General features: G+C 56.7%; 19 protein-coding genes. 1 reads left to right on the top strand and 18 read right to left on the bottom strand.

Annotation, left to right across the window (positions count from 1 at the left end):
• Nucleotides 1-63 precede the first annotated feature (63 nt).
• From E308F_RS06565 to thiD, 6 genes are read right to left on the bottom strand one after another with little or no spacing between them, the layout of a single operon-like run.
• Nucleotides 64-1,002, bottom strand: coding sequence for an AEC family transporter (locus tag E308F_RS06565; protein ID WP_216364481.1), 939 nt, complete (start codon nucleotides 1,000-1,002; stop codon nucleotides 64-66).
• A gap of 10 nt (nucleotides 1,003-1,012) precedes the next feature.
• On the bottom strand, nucleotides 1,013-1,858 hold the full coding sequence (locus tag E308F_RS06560; RefSeq protein ID WP_141264166.1) for a DNA methyltransferase: 846 nt from the start codon (nucleotides 1,856-1,858) through the stop codon (nucleotides 1,013-1,015).
• Entirely contained in the window at nucleotides 1,848-2,087 is a 240-nt protein-coding gene (locus E308F_RS06555) for a putative signal transducing protein (RefSeq protein WP_141264165.1), read from the bottom strand. Before E308F_RS06555 ends, E308F_RS06560 begins: the two co-directional genes overlap by 11 nt.
• Before the next feature lies 1 nt (nucleotide 2,088).
• On the bottom strand, nucleotides 2,089-3,027 hold the full coding sequence (locus E308F_RS06550) for an RluA family pseudouridine synthase (RefSeq protein ID WP_253260421.1): 939 nt from the start codon (nucleotides 3,025-3,027) through the stop codon (nucleotides 2,089-2,091).
• Nucleotides 3,024-3,476, bottom strand: a complete 453-nt coding sequence (gene lspA, locus E308F_RS06545; protein WP_141264164.1) for a signal peptidase II — start codon at nucleotides 3,474-3,476, stop codon at nucleotides 3,024-3,026. The genes E308F_RS06550 and lspA overlap by 4 nt, the downstream gene beginning before the upstream one ends.
• 2 nt (nucleotides 3,477-3,478) lie before the next feature.
• Nucleotides 3,479-4,273: a bifunctional hydroxymethylpyrimidine kinase/phosphomethylpyrimidine kinase gene (thiD, locus tag E308F_RS06540; RefSeq protein ID WP_141264163.1), complete on the bottom strand. Its 795-nt coding sequence runs from the start codon at nucleotides 4,271-4,273 to the stop codon at nucleotides 3,479-3,481.
• 375 nt (nucleotides 4,274-4,648) lie between these two features.
• On the opposite strand from thiD, the gene E308F_RS06535 reads away from it, so the two are divergent.
• Nucleotides 4,649-4,852: a DUF1540 domain-containing protein gene (locus E308F_RS06535; protein ID WP_172613377.1), complete on the top strand. Its 204-nt coding sequence runs from the start codon at nucleotides 4,649-4,651 to the stop codon at nucleotides 4,850-4,852.
• On the opposite strand, the gene E308F_RS06530 is transcribed toward E308F_RS06535, so the two are convergent.
• The 12 genes from E308F_RS06530 to E308F_RS06475 form a co-directional block, all read right to left on the bottom strand.
• Nucleotides 4,849-5,598: a TraR/DksA C4-type zinc finger protein gene (locus E308F_RS06530; protein WP_141264161.1), complete on the bottom strand. Its 750-nt coding sequence runs from the start codon at nucleotides 5,596-5,598 to the stop codon at nucleotides 4,849-4,851. The genes E308F_RS06535 and E308F_RS06530 overlap by 4 nt on opposite strands.
• Before the next feature lie 16 nt (nucleotides 5,599-5,614).
• Nucleotides 5,615-5,866: a DUF5665 domain-containing protein gene (locus tag E308F_RS06525; RefSeq protein ID WP_141265199.1), complete on the bottom strand. Its 252-nt coding sequence runs from the start codon at nucleotides 5,864-5,866 to the stop codon at nucleotides 5,615-5,617.
• Nucleotides 5,867-5,974: 108 nt separating this feature from the next.
• Nucleotides 5,975-6,577: a phosphate propanoyltransferase gene (gene pduL, locus E308F_RS06520; RefSeq protein WP_141264160.1), complete on the bottom strand. Its 603-nt coding sequence runs from the start codon at nucleotides 6,575-6,577 to the stop codon at nucleotides 5,975-5,977.
• A 104-nt stretch (nucleotides 6,578-6,681) separates the two neighbouring features.
• Nucleotides 6,682-9,462, bottom strand: a complete 2,781-nt coding sequence (gene ileS / locus E308F_RS06515) for an isoleucine--tRNA ligase (protein WP_141264159.1) — start codon at nucleotides 9,460-9,462, stop codon at nucleotides 6,682-6,684.
• A 9-nt stretch (nucleotides 9,463-9,471) separates the two neighbouring features.
• Nucleotides 9,472-9,978 (bottom strand): DivIVA domain-containing protein, encoded by a 507-nt coding sequence (locus E308F_RS06510; protein ID WP_141264158.1) that lies wholly within the window; start codon nucleotides 9,976-9,978, stop codon nucleotides 9,472-9,474.
• Nucleotides 9,979-9,990: 12 nt separating this feature from the next.
• On the bottom strand, nucleotides 9,991-10,257 hold the full coding sequence (locus E308F_RS06505; protein WP_141264157.1) for a YggT family protein: 267 nt from the start codon (nucleotides 10,255-10,257) through the stop codon (nucleotides 9,991-9,993).
• A 5-nt stretch (nucleotides 10,258-10,262) separates the two neighbouring features.
• The gene (gene proC / locus E308F_RS06500) at nucleotides 10,263-11,063 is read right to left on the bottom strand and encodes a pyrroline-5-carboxylate reductase (protein ID WP_141264156.1); all 801 of its coding nucleotides are present in this window, start codon (nucleotides 11,061-11,063) and stop codon (nucleotides 10,263-10,265) included.
• 18 nt (nucleotides 11,064-11,081) lie between these two features.
• The gene (locus E308F_RS06495; RefSeq protein WP_141264155.1) at nucleotides 11,082-11,525 is read right to left on the bottom strand and encodes a cell division protein SepF; all 444 of its coding nucleotides are present in this window, start codon (nucleotides 11,523-11,525) and stop codon (nucleotides 11,082-11,084) included.
• A gap of 25 nt (nucleotides 11,526-11,550) precedes the next feature.
• Nucleotides 11,551-12,237 carry a YggS family pyridoxal phosphate-dependent enzyme gene (locus E308F_RS06490; RefSeq protein WP_141264154.1) on the bottom strand — a complete coding sequence of 229 codons (687 nt, stop codon included), beginning with the start codon at nucleotides 12,235-12,237 and terminating at the stop codon, nucleotides 11,551-11,553.
• A 77-nt stretch (nucleotides 12,238-12,314) separates the two neighbouring features.
• Nucleotides 12,315-13,286: an HlyD family efflux transporter periplasmic adaptor subunit gene (locus E308F_RS06485; protein ID WP_141264153.1), complete on the bottom strand. Its 972-nt coding sequence runs from the start codon at nucleotides 13,284-13,286 to the stop codon at nucleotides 12,315-12,317.
• 5 nt (nucleotides 13,287-13,291) lie between these two features.
• Entirely contained in the window at nucleotides 13,292-14,113 is an 822-nt protein-coding gene (pgeF, locus tag E308F_RS06480) for a peptidoglycan editing factor PgeF (RefSeq protein WP_141264152.1), read from the bottom strand.
• 42 nt (nucleotides 14,114-14,155) lie between these two features.
• Nucleotides 14,156-14,425, bottom strand: coding sequence for a PRC-barrel domain-containing protein (locus E308F_RS06475; protein WP_141264151.1), 270 nt, complete (start codon nucleotides 14,423-14,425; stop codon nucleotides 14,156-14,158).
• Nucleotides 14,426-14,515 lie beyond the last annotated feature (90 nt).

Raw genomic sequence — 14,515 nt, 5'->3', positions numbered from 1 at the left:
ACCATTATTTAACTGGTAATATATGACACCCATGCTGGATTTTCCTGCCAGAAAAATGGAACTTTATGTCAATATATGGTAATTTAACAACCAGGCCCAGAGAGGGATGGTTAACAGGGAAACCAGGGTGGTAGCCACCACCCCTTCGGAGATCAGGTTGTAATCGCCGTCATACTTCCGCGCCACAGCCGGGGCAATGGCAGCTGCTGGCATGGCCATCTCCATAATCACCAGCAGGCGGACATTCTTATCCCAGCCCGGGACAAGGAACATAGCCCCTAGGGCCAGGAGGGGTAAGATTATCAACCTGACTGCCACTATAAGGTAAACTATCTTTTTGCCGGCCAGGGTACGGATAGGAGATTCGGCCAGCATGGAACCCACCAGGAAGAGGGCCAGGGGTATGGTAGCCTGGCCCAGCCCATCCAGGGGACGGAAAATAAGGGGCGGCAGCTGGAAATGGAAGAGGGCCAGGACCAGGCCCAGGATAATGGCCAGGACATTGATGTTCAAAATCTGGCGCCAGTCGAGGCCTTTGTGTTCCTGGTGATCCTGCATTAACCAGACACCTAAAGTCCAGAAGAGGACATTGTGGCCCAGGGCATACATGGCTGCATAAAAGACCCCCAGCTGGCCCCAGAGAATGTAGGCCACCGGGAAGCCCAGGTAGGCCACATTGCCGAAGGCGGTGGTAAAGCGAAAGGCATAATTCGTCTTTAAGGGCAGGCGCAGCCAGGCCCCTGCCAGGGCGCACAAGGCGTAGGATCCAAGGACCAGTACCACAGCGGCGGCCAGGATCAGAAAGGCGTTTGTTAATTCCTGGCCGGAAACCTTGAGGTTCATGGAGGTGATGGTAAGGGCAGGCATGGTAAAGTAAAAAATAATGTCAGAAATGACTTTGTCGCCCTGGGCGGTTAAAATCTTACGCTGGCGCCCCAGGAAACCCAAAAGGACATAGAAAAACAGGGCACCCACCTGGGCCCCGACAGCCAGTAGTTGCATCAACTTTGCTTCATTCCTTCCGCAAGATAAGGATGTTCTGGTGGGTGATATTGGGTACGAAGACTGATTTTATAGCATAGGGCTTAAGGTGGCGGCGGGTGGCCTTGTTGGACCAGATCTTCAGCCCTTTAAATTTGAAACCGATCTCACGCATGGCCTGGGCCACTAAAAAGCCCAATGGAACATATTCTCCCTGCTGGTAACGATCCCCCACCAGCATGACCAGGTAGCGGCCGGGCATGAGTACCCGCCGGATCTCCTGCCCGATTTCCTGCAGGCGCCCCAGGAAACTGGGCAGGTCAGGGGCCCGGCCCAGGTCATTTTCCAGCCAAGGAGAAAGCATATTAAAGTTGGTCTCCTTACTGAAGCCTGTAGCGCCATGGTTAATCCCGTAAGGAGGATCGGTAATTACCGCCGGAACAGATGCGGAGGGTAATTCCTTTAGCAGGGACAGACAGTCGCCCTCGCGCATTTCCCCGGTCAGGGGTTCCCCACCGGCAACCGCCTCTTCCCGGCGACAGATAACCCCATTCGCAATGATAAAATCGCTCTGGATGGCCCGGTAGATGGCTACCCAGCGGGGGTCGAGTTCAAAACCAAGACTCGGCCGCCCGGCCAGGGCCGCCCCCAGGAGGGTTCCCCCCACGCCGGCAAAGGGGTCCAGGACGAGTTCATCTTTTTTAGTAAAAAAACGGATAATTTCCGCCATGACCTCCGGTGGCTTCATAGCCCCGTGTTGTTTGCGTAAAGGATGGGTAGCATCGGGGGGATAGGTGGTAATGTAGAGGGTGTCGGTCCAGTACAGCCATTCCCGGCCGTCGAGGTCGTTGAGGCGGTTCTGATGTTTACCGGTCATGGGCTGCTTCACCCCGGAATCTTGCCGCCAGGATGTCCCGCGCCTGCCCGGCAGCCCCCGCCGGCACCTGAACCTGGACCAGCCCCAGGGGGCCTATATTTAAACCGTAAATGTTTCCCAAGGGCTCTCCCAGCAGGCGCACCGGCAGGCCGGCGGCCGCCAGTAAACCCTGGATCATCAGGGCTTCTACCCTCTCCTTCACGGCCACAGTAACCCATCCGTCAGGCATCTTATCTACCCTCTCCCCTTTTCTCCCGCCTTAAGTTTTCCAGAACCCGTAAAAAAATCGGCGGCGGCGGTGCCGTAAACTCCAGGTAATCGCCTCGTACGGGGTGGTTAAAACCCAGGCAACCGGCATGCAGGAGTTGCCCCGGCAGGTCAAAGGGGCAGCGGCGGGGGCCGTACTTGGGGTCACCTACCACCGGATGACCCAGGAAGGCCATGTGCACCCGGATCTGGTGGGTGCGCCCCGTCTCCAGTCGCGCCTCCAGCAAAGTATACCGGTCAAACTGCTCTAGAACCCGGTAATGGGTGATGGCCTCCCGGGAATTTTTGTCAGTAACCGCCATGCGCTGCCGGTCGACAGGGTGCCGGCCAATGGGCGCCTCAATACGGCCGCGGGGCTCGGTTACTACCCCGTGGACCAGGGCCAGATAAACCCTTTTCATGCTATGGGCCTTTACCTGGGCCGCCAGGCCCAGGTGGGCCGCATCATTTTTAGCTGCCACCAGGATGCCGGAGGTATCTTTATCCAGGCGGTGGACTATGCCCGGCCGCAGGACGCCGTTTATACCCGACAGATCACCACAGTGGTACAATAAGGCATTGACCAGGGTGCCATGTTCATTGCCGGGAGCCGGGTGGACGACCATGCCCTGGGGCTTGTTGACGACAATAACATCCTCATCTTCGTACAGGATGTCCAGGGGGATGGGTTCAGGTCTTACCTCCAGCCGCACCGGCTCCGGCAGGTTGACCTGGATTTTTTCCTCACCCCGCAGGCGGTAATTGGCTTTCGGCCTTCCCCCTCCGGAGAAAGCAACCTTGCCGGCATCCAGCAGTTGCTGGACGCGGGAACGGGATACCCCTTCCAGCTTCCCGGCCAGCCAGGAATCCAGCCGTTTTCCCCTGTCTTCCGGGGTGACTTCCAGCTCTATGCGACGGCTCACAGGCTCTTCCCCTGTTCACCTGCCGGCCCCAAAAGTTCCCAGCAGAGGAGAATAACGCCGCCAACGATAGCCATGTCAGCCAGGTTAAAAACCGGCCAGATGCGGAAATCAAGGAAGTCAACTACATAACCAAAGCGCAGGCGGTCAATGAGGTTACCCAGGGCGCCGCCCAGCATCAGGGCCAGGGCCAGGCGCAAGAGGATGCGGTCCGGAGGCAGGAAGCGGTAGGCCACCAGGATGACAACCGCCACCAGCAGGGTCACGGTCACAAAAACCGGTGTTTTATAGGCCAGGAGGCCAAAGGCCGCCCCGGGATTATTGACGTAAGTTAAATGAAAAACTGAATTGATTACCGGCAGGCTCTCATTGGGCTGGAAATTGACCCGGATAATATACTTGCTCAACTGGTCAATGCCCAGGACCAGAGCTACCAGCAACAAAAAGGGCACGCTCAATCCCCCCAGGAATAATAAGGTGCCAGGTGGTGTACCGGCCCGCAGCCCTGACCTACGGCAAGGGCCTGGCTGATGGCCGTCTGGATATACTCCTTGGCCGCCGCTACCGCTGCGGGTACCGTCAAACCCCGGGCCAGGAAAGCGGTGATGGCTGCCGACAGGGTACAGCCCGTCCCGTGAGTGTGGCGGTTATCCAGGCGGGGAGCGGAAAAACGCCGGACTTCCCGGCCGTCAAAGAGAATATCAGTTGCCGCACCGGCCAGGTGCCCTCCCTTTACTAAAACATAGGGTACGCCCTGGTCATGTAACTCCCGGGCTGCAGCTACCATCTCATCTTCACTGCTAATCTCGCGCCCCGTGAGAACGCCGGCTTCATCCAGGTTAGGGGTAATGACCAGGGCCAGGGGAAACAGTTTTTTCTGCAAAACCTGGCGCGCTTCCCGGGCCAGCAGGAGATCGCCGCTCTTGGCCACCATTACCGGGTCAATGACCAGATTCTTTATTCCGTACTCTTTAACCTTGGCAGCTACGACTTCGATAATACCGGCATTGGCCAGCATCCCGGTTTTGGCGGCATCCGCACCGATATCGCTTAAAACGGCATCCATCTGCCGGCCGACAAATTCCGGCGGCAGGTCGAAGGTCCCCTGCACCCCCAAGGTATTCTGTGCCGTCACAGAAGTGATCACACTGGAACCGTAAACTTTGAGGGCGGCAAAGGTCTTCAAGTCGGCCTGAATACCGGCTCCGCCCCCGGAATCGGATCCGGCAATGGTCAAAGCCTTGTGCATAAACTTCTCCCCCATTCTCTAGTTCTCTATCATACCACGTCAGCCGTTATGGGTAAACTACTTTTGAGGGGTGGCTTTTGTCTGGAGCGAGTGAGCTTCTACCGAGTGGCGAAGCAGCCCAGGCGAAGCTCCAGGGATGATAAGCGGGGCCGAAAACAAAGAGGCCTTCGGCCGAGTTCTAAAGGCAAGGATGCCGAATAAGCGGCCCAGCACTCACAGTAACCAAGTTACAGCAACCAGTTCTTGGGTTTTTGCAGTCGCACTACCTTTGGAGGTACCTGAGTTTAGTGAGTGCTGAGCGCTCCACAAGGGCACAGGTAGCGAGCGAGACAATGCCAGCCTGCGATAGAGTTATTTTCGGAGGAGGGATTTACTTTGCTCCGCATATACTGTGAGGTAGATATCTGCGTCCACCACGATGGGGCCGGTTTCTGCAAGCTGGAGACCATTCACATCACCAGGAACGGCCTGGATACCAACTGCGGCGATTTTCAACGATTGCTGCCGGAAAAGGATACCACCACCGTCTTTTCCTTTGGCAAGGCCAATGATACCCTGGAAACTATACCCTATGACTAACTATCTATTTCGTCTCCATCACGCACCACCCGGTCCCAGCCAGCATCGCCAATTACCTTTTCCTCCGGAGACCCTTCATCATCAATGTAGGCCCCGGTATCTTCATAAAACATACCTTCGGCACCCTTAAAATAGGGGATGCCATCTACCGGCTCAACATAGCCCTGGTCTTCATCCAGATCCAGAGGGCCGAAGTAGGCGCCGCTACGGGATTCGGAGGCGTGTTCAATAGTTTGGGCCAGGTCCTGCCAGGTATCTTCCCCATCATACATGAGGGCTTCCTCCTCGTCCGGGTGCTTTTGATAGGGATCGGAGACCTGGCCGCCAAAGGGAGGCAGGATAACCTGCTCCTCGATGGGCCGATGGTTGATGTCTCCTGCCCCTTCCATTTTTTTACGACACTCCAGACACAGGGTTGTCTCGGGTATGGCCTCCAGCCGTTCCCGGGGTATCTCCCGACCGCACACCCGGCAGTAGCCGTAGGTCCCATCCTGGATGCTTTCCAGGGCATCGTCTATCTTTTGCAGCTGGATACGGGCGTTATCCCTCAAAGCCAGGTCTTTGCCGCGCTCGAATTCCTCACTGCCGAGATCCCCGGGGTGGTTATCGTAACGGGACAGTTCCTGGGTGGACTCCAGCAGGGGCTCCCGCAATCCCCCGCTGTTAAAGGAATCTATTTGTTCCTGCAGCTTTTTCTTTTCTTCCAGCAATTTCCTGCGAAAATGCTTTAAGGATTTTGCATCCATATGAAAGCCTCCCAGTTTAATAAACCTCCTGCTGGACCATGCGGACAATTTCCGCAATGAGTTTACCGATGACCGGAAGGTTGAGCAGGGCCAGCTCGCGGATGATATAGATCACAATGGCGCCCAGGATGGCAAAACCCACAGCTATACCCAGGCCCCTGGCCACCCCGGCGGCAAAGTTGAGGTACAGGAGCCGCCAGGGCCGGCGGTAGAGTTCTATCCACTCGGCGATGCTGGCTTTTTCTATGGCGGTTATTAATTGCTGCATCTTTTCGGCCAGAAAAACGGCTGTCTTTTCATTATCAACCAATAGGGTTTACTCCTCCTAAAAAACTCCTTTATAGCTTTCCCCGTACCCAAAATAAAAAATCCTGCTTCAAGGACGCAGGATTTTGACTTTATCGCCGCCGGACAGCAGGGCGGCATTGGCTTCGTCGGTATCCAGGTGCAGCTCCAGGCGGTAGTGGGGGCTGGTCCGGATAATAACGTTATCTAAGATCATGCCCCTTATCCCGGGCACCCAAACCCGGACCAGCTGGTCGTCATGGAGGTGGAGGGCCCTGGCCCGGTCTTCTTCCATATGGATGTGGCGGGCGGCCAGAATGACCCCCCGGCGCAGGTTGATGGCGCCGGCCGGACCGACCACAGCTATGCCGGGCGTATCAGCCAGGTCGCCGGATTCCCTTACTGGCGGCTTTAATCCCAGGCGGAAACCGTCGGTCATAGCTATTTCCACCTGGGAGTAAGGCCGGACCGGACCTAAAACCCGTACACCCTCCAGAACGCCGCGCGGGCCGACGATGGTAACTGTTTCCCTGGCGGCAAATTCCCCCCGCTGGCTGAGCTCCCGGTACAATGTCAGTTCATAACCGGGTCCAAAAAGGGCCTCGAGATCCTCCCGGCAGAGATGGATATGGCGGCCGGAAACCCCCACCGGAACTTCCACGGGCAAAAAGTCTTCTGCCTGGAATAGCCTCACCGTCCCTGCCCTTCCTTTCCTCTTATTACTTCTGCCTCGATCTTTGGGCAGCAAGTTAACCGCTTTTTTAGTATAGCCAGTTCTTCTGTTTTTATGGCTGTATTTTAAGCCTGGCGCAAAACGGCTGCACAGCGCTCGCACAGAGTGGGATGATCGCTATCCCGGCCTACGGTAGAGCTGACCATCCAGCAGCGTTCACATTTTTCACCGGGGGCCTTCTCGACCACGACCTTGAGTTCGGGCAGGTCTTCGGCGGCAAAGGCCGTGGCCGGAGCTTCTTCTCCCGGAGCGTGCAAAACGGCCTGGGAAACAATGAAAATGGTCGCCAGCTCCCCCTCCAGGGACTGGAGGAACCGGTACAACCCGGAATCAGAGTAAAGGTGGACGGCGGCATTTAAGGAATTGCCCAGGCCCTGCTCCTGGCGGGCTCTTTCCAGGGCGCGGGTAACAACATCGCGTACCTGCAAAATCTTATCCCACCGGGCCTGCAGCTCGTCATCCAGGAATGCATCCTGCACCTGCGGCCAGCCGGCCAGCTGGACACTGATGGGCTTGCCGGGGGTTGCCGGCAGATAACGCCAGATTTCTTCCGTGGTAAAGGCGAGTATCGGCGTTAACAGTCGTACCAGCACGTTAATGGTTTCATAAAGGACCGTCTGGGCCGAACGCCGCCCTTTTGAGGCGGCCGGCCAGGTATAGAGGCGGTCCTTGATGATATCCAGGTAAATAGCACTTAAATCTACGGCACAGAAATTGTGGATGATATGGTAGACCACGTGGAACTCATAATCTTCATAGGCTTGCGTGACCCTGGCCACCAGGCGCTGGAGTTTATCCATTATCCAGCGGTCTATTTCCAGCATTTCCTCCCGGCTTACCTTATCTTTTCCGGGATCAAAGTCGTAAAGATTGGCCAGCAGGAACCGGCAGGTATTGCGGATTTTACGGTAAGCCTCGGTCAGCTGCTGCATGATGCCGGGTGATGCAGCTACATCCCGCCGGTAATCGGCCGAAGCCACCCACAGACGCAGGACATCGGCCCCCTTTTCCCGGATGACATCCGCCGGGTCGATGCCGTTACCGAGGGATTTGGACATCTTGCGTCCTTCCTCATCTACCAGGAAACCATGGGTCAGAACCTGGTGGTAAGGAGCCCGGCCCCGGGTGGCCACTGCCGTCGACAGGGAGGAGTTAAACCAACCCCGGTGCTGGTCACTGCCCTCCAGGTACAGGTCAGCCGGCCAGCCCAGTTCCGGCCTGGTGGTGAGCACGGCGGCGTGGCTGGAACCGGAATCAAACCATACGTCCATGATATCCGTTTCCTTGCGGAATTTACGGCCACCGCAGGCAGGGCATTTCAACCCTTCCGGCACCAGCTCCTGCGCCTCCCGGGCAAACCACACATTGGAACCGAATTCCCGGAAAAGTTTCTGTAGATGGCTGATAGTGGCGTCGTTGATAATTTCTTTGCCGCAGTCTACGCAGTAAAAGATAGGAATGGGTACGCCCCAGGTCCGCTGGCGGGAGATACACCAATCGCTGCGCTCGGCCACCATGTTGTAAATACGTTCTTCGCCCCAGGCCGGAATCCACTTTACTTCTTTAATGGCAGCCAGGGCCTGCTGGCGGAAACCGTCAATGGAAGCAAACCACTGCTCCGTGGCCCGGAAGATAACAGGATGCTTGCAGCGCCAGCAATGGGGGTACTGGTGCTTGATAAAGGCGAAATGCAACAGCGCCCCCCTGGCTTCCAGCTCCTTAACCACGGCTTTATTGGCATCTTCAATGAACAGGCCGGCAAACTGTCCAGCTTCGGGGGTAAAGTAGCCCCGGTCATCCAGGGGTGAGAGCACCGGCAGGTTATAGCGCATGCCTACTTCGTAGTCCTCCAGGCCATGGCCTGGGGCCGTGTGGACGCAGCCGGTACCCTGTTCGAGGGTAACGTGTTCGCCCAGGATAACGACCGAATCCCTCTCCATAAGGGGGTTGCGACAGACGACCCCTTCCAGTTCGGCACCGGTGAAGGCAGCCACCACCTGGTAATCTTTAATTGCCAGCAATTCAAATACCTGGCGGTAAAGCTCCTCTGCCATGAGGTAACGTTCATCCCCCACCTGGACCAGGACGTACTTGAATTCCGGGTGCAGGGCAATGGCTACATTGGCCGGTAGGGTCCATGGCGTTGTCGTCCAGATGACGACAGAGCTTCCCTCCGCCTCAAAAAGGCCGCGGGCATCGATTACGGGGAATTTGACATAAATAGAGGGCGAACGCTTCTCGCCGTATTCGACTTCGGCTTCGGCCAGGGCCGTTTCGCAATCGGTGCACCAGTAGACCGGCTTAAGCCCCTTATAGATATAACCTTTTTTGGCCATCTCCCCAAAGACGCCGATCTGGATGGCCTCGTATTCCGGCTCCAGGGTAAGATAGGGGTGTTCCCAGTCGCCCCGGACACCCAGGCGTTTGAATTCCTCCCGCTGGATGTTGACGTATTTTAAAGCGTAATCGCGACAGCGGTTGCGGAACTCTACGACATCAATGGCCCGACGGTTGAGCCCCAGGTCTTTAATGGCCTGCTGCTCAATGGGCAGGCCGTGGGTATCCCATCCCGGGACATAGGGCGCATCGTAGCCGTTCATGGAATGATATTTAACGATGATGTCTTTGAGGATTTTATTTAAAGTATGCCCCAGATGAATATGGCCGTTGGCATAGGGCGGCCCGTCATGGAGAATAAATTTGGGTTTGCCTTTGTTGGCTTCCTGTACCTGTCGGTAAATATCTTGTTCTTCCCAGAATTTGAGGATCTCCGGCTCCCGCTGGGGCAAGTTGGCCCGCATGGGAAAATCGGTCCGCGGAAGATTCAAGGTTTTGCTATAATCCACTTAACGTCGTCACTCCTTAAACTCTTCAAAAATAGTTTCCTCGCCCGGTTGGCTATCAGCAACAGTAGAAGCTGCTGCCTCCTCAGCGGCCAGGAGTTCCAGCTGGGCCTGAAGGAAAGAACGCAGTCGCGTTTTAAAGGCTGCGGCCATAGCTTCCAGGTCGCTCCGGTAGCGCTCGGCCTTTTCCACCTGCAGCCGGGCCTGGTTTAAAATCTCCCTAGCTTTATTCTCCGCCTCCTGGACAATGAGGCCGGCTTCCCGCTGGGCGTTCTGGCGCATCTCATCGGCCGTTTGCTGGGCCATGATCAGGGCATCTTTAAGGGTTTGCTCCAGTTTGTTATAGCGCTCCAGTTCCTCCGCCAGGCGCAGGTTTTTCTCCCGTAACTCCTGGTTTTCCCGGTAAACCTGGCCGTAGTCCCGCAAGACCTGTTCCAGGAATTCATCGACCTCTTCGCAGCTGTAGCCGCGAAAGGAGCGGTGGAATTCTTTTTTGTTGATGTCCAGCGGCGTCAGCACTGTATCCCCCTCCTATCCCAGGTGCAGAATAAAACTGATGAGCAAGCGTTCTACCAGCTGTAAAACCAGGACCGCTATTATAGGGGAAAAGTCAATGGGGATACTGGTACGCGGCATGAGGCGGCGAAAGGGGGCCAGGACCGGTTCTGTAACTTCGTAGATAAAGCGCATAACAGGATGATAGGGGTCATGGGGAAACCAGGATATGAGGATACGGGCAATAATCAGCCAATTTAGTACTTCAAAGGCAGTTCGGATTAGCAGTAATAAAGTTTGCATGAACTCTACTCCTTACTTAAGCTCTCGGCGCGCAAGGTGGCTGCCTCTACCGCCCGGATAATGGCTCCCCGCACACCCCGGTCTTCCAGAACAGTCAGGCCGGCAATAGTGGTCCCCGCCGGCGAAGTCACTTTATCCTTCAGAACCCCCGGATGCTCGCCGGTGGCCAGTACCATCCGCGCCGCTCCCAGGACGGTCTGGGCCGCCAGCTCTAAAGCCACCGACCGGGCAAGTCCCTGGCGCACGCCACCGTCGGCCATGGCTTCAATAAGCATATAAATATAGGCCGGCCCGCTGCCGCTTAAACCGGTGACGGCATTGAGCTGTTCCTCCGGTAAAACTATAGCCCGGCCGACGGAGCGGAAAATGGCCAGAGCTTTCTCCAGAGCTTCCGGCTGCACAAATTTGTTGGCCGCCAGGGCAGTCATGCCCTCCCCTACCAGGGCGGGGGTATTAGGTACCACCCGCACTATCGGCACTTCCCCAAGGTAAGAGGCCAGCCTGGCCAGGGTAACGCCGGCAATGATCGATATTACCAGTTTTTCCTTTCCGACTATAAGGCCACCCAGGGCCTCCTTCACGTTTTGTGGTTTGACAGCCAGGATAAGAATATCCGCCCTTGCTGCCAGCTCTTCCCTGCCGACCACGGTCTGCAGGCCATAAGTACCCTCCAGTTCCTGCAGCCTTTCCCGCCGGATGTCCCAGGCCAGGATCCTTGCCGCAGGTATCTGGCGGCTCTGCAACAGGCCGCGAATCAGGGCCTCCCCCATGGCGCCGGCACCCAGAAAGCCAATATTACCCTCCATAACATTTAATCCTCCCTGCTATTTACGGCCAGCTGCTTCCAACCAGCTGATACCGCCCGCCACCTGTTCTTCCAGGTCACCGCTCAAATCAATATTGCTGGAAGTAAATAAAAAGATGCCGCTCGTTACCCGGCGCACCCGTCCCCCCAGGGCATAGGTAGCCCCGCTTAGAAAGTCGACAATCCGCCGCGCCTCGTCAACCGGCAGGGCTTCGACATTGACAATTACCGGCCGGTAGTTTTTCAAGTTTTCCGCCAGAGCTGCCGCCTGGTCAAAGGACTGGGGCCGGGCAATTACCAAGCGTAAAGTTTGGCGCGCCGTCGGCAAGCTTACCAGTTTAGCTTTACCGGGGCTAGATGGGGCCGGGGGCAATTCCCATTCCTTGACCTGATTGTATGTGCCCTGGGAACCTTCTTCGTGGCCGTAACCCAGCCAGTTAAGTAAACTATCCCAAAAGGCCATATCCCTCACCTCCGCCGCAGATTAATTATACCCGGGCGCCAAAGATGGCCGTGCCTATTCGCACCATGTTGGCTCCTTCTTCAATGGCTACTTCAAAATCGTTGGTCATACCCATGGAAAGGTAACGCATGTCTACTCCCGGCAGGTGCAGGGCTTCCACCTCCCGCCGTAAGCCTGCCAGTCGGCGAAAAACCGGCCGCACCTCTTCGGCATCATCTACCAGGGGAGCTACCGTCATCAGGCCCAGGACGTGCAGGCCGGTAAACCCTGTGAGCTCCCGGATGAAAGGGATTACCGCCTCGGGTGCCAGGCCGAATTTACTCTCCTCGCCGGCCACATTAACCTCCACGAGGATGTTAACCCGGCGACCGGCAACCGCGGCCCGCCTGTCCAGTTCCCGGGCTAGTTCCAGGCTGTCGACCGAATGGATCAGGGTTACCTTATCCCATACCTGGCGGGCTTTATTGCGCTGGAGATGACCGATGAGGTGCCAGCTGACACCGCTTATGTAGGGCTGCTTGGCCAGGAGTTCCTGGACCCGGTTTTCTCCCAGGTCTTTGAGGCCCAAACTTACGGCCTCCTGAATACGTTCCGGGGAAATGGTTTTGGTCACCGCCACCAGGGTTATCTCTTCCGGCTGCCGCCCGCTGCGGCGGGCGGCAGCGGCTATCCTTTCCCGTACCAAAGCGATATTTTCTGCCAGGTTGACCATCTTTTTTCCTCCGTCAATCCTCTTTAATTTCTACATCTTTATAATGAATCCTGCTGAACTGGCGAAATGTAACACCGCTACTTTACCAGCCACCGGGCCAGACCCGGGTTGACAATGACTTCCGCGCCGGCTTCCAGGTTCTGGGCGGCTACCCTATCCCCTACCCGACCTGTAATGGTAACTGGCTGCCATTTGATTCCCCGCGCTGCCAGAAGGTAGACCCCCTTTGCCCCTCCCGGCCCGTTAATCAAAGCAGCCGCAGGTAATATTGTGCCCCGGTAACGGTTTAATACCACAGCTACTTCCAGCCGACGGGGGGTCAGCCAGCGCTCATCCCAGGAAGTGATAGTCATGAGAACGGCCTTTTGCTCACCTTCATCCTGCAACCGGGTAATGCTGGCTCGCACCTCGTCCCCGTCCCCCGGCAGTTTAAGAGTTACTCTTTTGCCAGCCTGCCAGCCAGGTGGAAACTCTTCCAGGGGGGCATATACTACCAGGGGAGCCAGGTTATTGACCAGACGGCCAACGGCCGTACCGGCTTTCACCTGACCCCCAGCCGTCACCGGGGCGGCTAGTTCCACCAGGCGCTTTAGTTCCTGATATTGTATATTGCCAATGGTGGCGGGCTGGATGGCCTTTTCCAGGCCATCGGTTTGGTAGGAAACCTGGCCGGGAAAGGGGGCTTCGATTTCCAGGGTTTCCTGCCCCGGCGGAGTGGAGGCTACTGGCAATATCCGGGCAATGGTAGCTCCCACCGGGACCCGTTCCCCTTCGGGGACTACCGGGACCAGGGTTCCTGTCGCCGGGGCTATCAGAACTTGCTCTTCCCTGGCAATAAAAACCTCCAGAGAGAGATTGTCCTCCAGGACGCCGTAATCAACTCGTTCGACCTTTAAAAGGTGCCAGGCAATAGCTTGGAAGGCCTCCTTAAAACCCAACCAGGCCACAAGGGTAAAAAGAAGCAAGCCCAGTACCGGCAAGATAATACGCCTCCACCGCCGGCGCTGCCGCGGCCGGGCCGGGAGGCCTGGACTGTAAGCTGTCTTCATAGTATCTACCTCAAGAGGGATAATAAAGCCGCCTGGCGCCCGGTGGGGCCACCGGCCGCCCGGTAAGAGAAAAAAGCATCTGCCTGGCAGCAGGTACAGAGACCGGCTATGGCAATATGTTCCGGCTTTAGTCCGGCGGCCAGGAGTTCCAGAAAATTGGCCCGGGGAAGGTCCAGGCGGTAGTGGCCGGGTCCATCCGGGATTAAAACTTCAGCGGCCCAGGGGAGGTGCTCCCTGACCGCATCAGCCACCCGCGTATCTACCTGGTAGCAACAGGGCCCTACAGCCGGACCGATAGCTGCCAGGAGGTCAGCCGGGTTGCTGTTAAATTCAGTTGCCATCCTGGCCACCACCTTGCTCCCCACCTGTAAAACTGTCCCTTTCCAGCCCGCGTGGGCCAGGCCGATAACACCCTTTACCGGGTCAACAAAGTAAAGGGGAACGCAGTCGGCATAAAAGCCAACCAGGGTAATCCCCGGTGCAGCCGTCACCAGGGCATCAACACCCGGCAGGGCCGCCGCCAGTTCCACGGCACCCCGACCGGCGTCCTGCCGGGCCACCAGGGCCACCTTGTTGCCGTGGACCTGCTCACCGACAACCCAGCCCTCCAGGGGCAGGTCCAGGACCCCTGCCAGCCTTCGCCTGTTGACCAGCACTGCTGCCGGTTCATCGCCAACATGCAAGCCCAGGTTCAAGCTGCTATAGGGCGGCTGGCTGACACCACCGGCACGACTGCTATAAAAAGCCTTCACCGGCGCCTGCTCTTCTAAAAAGGCAACCCGCCAGTAACCAATTCCTTCCTTGTTCTCCCTGATAAAGGGCGCCAAAAGAATCCCCCCGCCTTTATTATAACATAAGGCCGCCCTTCCTTAAGCCTTTTCCCGGTGCACGGGGGATGTACAGCTATAACTTTCTACCAGGATAACATCAACTCCTACTTTAACCACATTTTCCCAGGGGATAATTAAATCTTCTTCCCGGCCGAAAAAGAAAAAAAACCTGCCTCCCTGTCCAGGTACGATTAAAGCTTTTACCCGTCCGGCCTCCAGGTCCAGGTCAATATCTTTAATTGTCCCCAGCCGCCGCCCGTCAATGACATTAATTACCTCCCGCTGGCGCAGTTCGGTCACCCGGATCACGGTCACCACCTCCGGCTGTAGCCCGGGGCCTTCCTGTTATATTTAATTATATGAGCTACATATAGCTCGAAGGCCAAAAAAGAAAAACCA

The organism is Moorella sp. E308F, assembly GCF_006538365.1.
In the GTDB taxonomy this organism is placed as follows: Bacteria; Bacillota; DSM-521; order Neomoorellales; family Neomoorellaceae; genus Neomoorella.
The sequence above is the reverse complement of the archived record's forward strand: the minus strand, read 5'-3'. Positions and strand labels throughout refer to the sequence as shown.

Coding starts and splice junctions, on each gene's coding strand:
- E308F_RS06555 (WP_141264165.1), bottom strand. CDS start 2,087: ATGCCTGACGGATGGGTTACTGTGGCCGTGAAGGAGAGGGTAGAAGCC.
- E308F_RS06505 (WP_141264157.1), bottom strand. CDS start 10,257: ATGCAAACTTTATTACTGCTAATCCGAACTGCCTTTGAAGTACTAAAT.
- thiD (WP_141264163.1), bottom strand. CDS start 4,273: ATGCACAAGGCTTTGACCATTGCCGGATCCGATTCCGGGGGCGGAGCC.
- E308F_RS06525 (WP_141265199.1), bottom strand. CDS start 5,866: ATGCAGCAATTAATAACCGCCATAGAAAAAGCCAGCATCGCCGAGTGG.
- E308F_RS06530 (WP_141264161.1), bottom strand. CDS start 5,598: ATGGATGCAAAATCCTTAAAGCATTTTCGCAGGAAATTGCTGGAAGAA.
- proC (WP_141264156.1), bottom strand. CDS start 11,063: ATGGAGGGTAATATTGGCTTTCTGGGTGCCGGCGCCATGGGGGAGGCC.
- E308F_RS06565 (WP_216364481.1), bottom strand. CDS start 1,002: ATGCAACTACTGGCTGTCGGGGCCCAGGTGGGTGCCCTGTTTTTCTAT.
- E308F_RS06490 (WP_141264154.1), bottom strand. CDS start 12,237: ATGGTCAACCTGGCAGAAAATATCGCTTTGGTACGGGAAAGGATAGCC.
- E308F_RS06495 (WP_141264155.1), bottom strand. CDS start 11,525: ATGGCCTTTTGGGATAGTTTACTTAACTGGCTGGGTTACGGCCACGAA.
- E308F_RS06485 (WP_141264153.1), bottom strand. CDS start 13,286: ATGAAGACAGCTTACAGTCCAGGCCTCCCGGCCCGGCCGCGGCAGCGC.
- E308F_RS06560 (WP_141264166.1), bottom strand. CDS start 1,858: ATGACCGGTAAACATCAGAACCGCCTCAACGACCTCGACGGCCGGGAA.